The following is a 2,121-nucleotide window of genomic DNA, read 5'->3' on the forward strand; positions in this document are numbered from 1 at the left end:
TGGATGTCATTTCGGGTCTCCTTTCACTGAGAGTTTAGTCTCCCGAAAACCCGGTACGGTTCACGCCACCTTGTTTAATTGCGTCTTTTGCAGAGGTTTTGCTATCTGCTTTGACTTCCGTAACATCTCCGGCCTTGATACGGCGGAGCCAGTAAGTGCTCATCTCGACGTTTCGCCCTTCTTTGGGCAATAGGTCGCCACGGGCTGGATCAGGAACTGATCGCCCGGCAACAGGTTTTAGTTTCATTGGTTACTCGCTGAGGTTGACCCGAAGTTTGTGTTCGATGATGCCGTCTGGTTTCTGGTCTTTGCCGATGAGGTCCACGTCGACATCAATTTCTCTGAATTCATCCAGAGCATTGAGATCGTCCTGCTGGCGCGTCATCTCGCCAGTAATTTCACGCGTCAGCATGAACTCAAACTGGTAATAGAGGCGGCCACGATCCATATCCAGAAGCTGGCCACCTGAATACGCCACCGGACCCGCGTCTTCATCCGGTTCCCAGCCCAGCAGGGCTTTCCAGATTTCGCCCCGGACATCATGCACCGCGTCATAGCCTGATGCCTGCCCGCGTTCGTCGCGGGTATTGTCCAGCACAACGACAACTGCAAAACCTTCGGTCACGTTCTGCCAGTAGTCGGTCAGTGACTTTTGTTCGGCAGTAACGTCTTCAGTGGGTACCACGTAAGCCGCGGGTAACTTCATTTTTCCGGTTTCAGGAATGGCTTTGAATTCCGCCGCGCCGGCCACGTTGCCTGCAAAGCGCGGACACCGCGCGCGAAGCGCAGCTATTATAAGAGAAAGCTTCATTTCTTTTTCCTTTCTGGCCTGAGGGAGGTGCGCAGCGCACTTCTGAGGACGTAACTCGTCCAGCTCTTCCGGGATTCAAGCACTTCCGCCATATAGTTCTTACGCGGTGCGATACGCCATCCGTTACCGCCTGACTTACCTTTATGATGGCTTTTAGCGCGCTTAGCTCCGCGCCTGACCCCATAGAAGAGAAAGGCCGGATAGAAATCGCCGTCAATGAGCCGGTTGCCTTCGCCCCGCTTCTGGTTGGGAGCAATTCGAACCATCATGCCTGGACGATTTTTTGATGCCCGGGGGACGTAGTAACCGATTGAGCGCGCCAGCCTGCCAGTGCGAAATCCCGGATTCTCCCCCGGTGATGAACGACCACGACGCATCACCAGCCTTCGGGCGTCACGCATATGCACCTGGCCTATTTTCACGAAGGCCTTACGCATCCTGCCGCGGTTAAAAACGAGCTCTTTTGGCTGGTCGAAATCGACATGCAGCAGCGGCTTAGCCATACATTTCTCCATCTCGATTTACCGCGCCCAGTTCCTCGCACTCCATCAGCAGATAACGGCCAGCTGAATTGAGGTCGCGAAGGCGCTTGACCCGGTAGATGTTGCCGCCGTACACCACCTCAAAATCCGAAGTGATACCCTGGCGAAAACGGATCGTGATGTAATGGGTAATGATGTCATCAGCCTGAATGGATTCGTGATAGGTAGTGGCCCCCACCTGTCGGACCCTTGCCCAAACATCCTTTTCATTCTGATAAACCGGCTCCACGCCATAATCCGCTGCCGCCTGATCTATGCGCTGCCGCAGATGAATGCGCTTGTTGAGCTCACCGGGATCGGGCAGCGTGAATACAGCGCTGGTATTTGATGACCGTAACTGCATATCAGTACCCCGACACAGGCAGGCGGCGTGAGTAGAGAAGAAACTCAAACGCCTGAGGCGTCTCAGTCATCTCCAGTTCTGACACAGAGCCGCGGTGCTCATACCAGTGACTGACCAGCATCAGCAGAGCAAGGCGAATATCCTCGGTGATCACAATGCCGTCAGTATCAAGCGGGGCAATGTCGTCCACCGTTTTATATAGATTGCGATTAAGGTAGGTCACCGCCTTTGCCTCTGCAGCCAGGGCAAATAATTCCAGCAGCCGATCTTCCTCCGTAAAATCATTTTCCAGCCGGCATTGCTGTTTAATTTCGTCGAGCGTCAGCAGCATGGTGTTCAGCCTTTTTTGTTTTTACCTTTTGCTGGCTCTGGCTCTGGCTCTGGCTCTGGCTCTGGCTCTGGCTCTGGCTCTGGCTCTGGCTCTG

5 protein-coding genes are annotated in these 2,121 nt (G+C 54.2%); all 5 read right to left on the bottom strand.

Annotated features, from left to right (window positions below):
• Positions 1 to 34: 34 nt before the first annotated feature.
• The 5 genes from H7K56_RS21730 to H7K56_RS21750 are packed head-to-tail and all read right to left on the bottom strand — an operon-like array spanning position 35 to position 2,027.
• Positions 35 to 247 carry a DUF2635 domain-containing protein gene (locus tag H7K56_RS21730; RefSeq protein ID WP_150361826.1) on the bottom strand — a complete coding sequence of 71 codons (213 nt, stop codon included), beginning with the start codon at positions 245 to 247 and terminating at the stop codon, positions 35 to 37.
• A gap of 3 nt (positions 248 to 250) precedes the next feature.
• Positions 251 to 811, bottom strand: coding sequence for a phage tail terminator protein (locus H7K56_RS21735; protein WP_150361827.1), 561 nt, complete (start codon positions 809 to 811; stop codon positions 251 to 253).
• Entirely contained in the window at positions 808 to 1,314 is a 507-nt protein-coding gene (locus tag H7K56_RS21740; protein WP_150361828.1) for a hypothetical protein, read from the bottom strand. The genes H7K56_RS21735 and H7K56_RS21740 overlap by 4 nt, the downstream gene beginning before the upstream one ends.
• Entirely contained in the window at positions 1,307 to 1,696 is a 390-nt protein-coding gene (locus H7K56_RS21745) for a phage head closure protein (RefSeq protein WP_150361829.1), read from the bottom strand. The genes H7K56_RS21740 and H7K56_RS21745 overlap by 8 nt, the downstream gene beginning before the upstream one ends.
• Position 1,697: 1 nt before the next feature.
• Positions 1,698 to 2,027, bottom strand: coding sequence for a head-tail connector protein (locus tag H7K56_RS21750; protein ID WP_150361830.1), 330 nt, complete (start codon positions 2,025 to 2,027; stop codon positions 1,698 to 1,700).
• Between the last annotated feature and the right edge of the window lie 94 nt (positions 2,028 to 2,121).

The organism is Pantoea dispersa, from assembly GCF_014155765.1.
In the GTDB taxonomy this organism is placed as follows: Bacteria; Pseudomonadota; Gammaproteobacteria; order Enterobacterales; family Enterobacteriaceae; genus Pantoea; species Pantoea dispersa.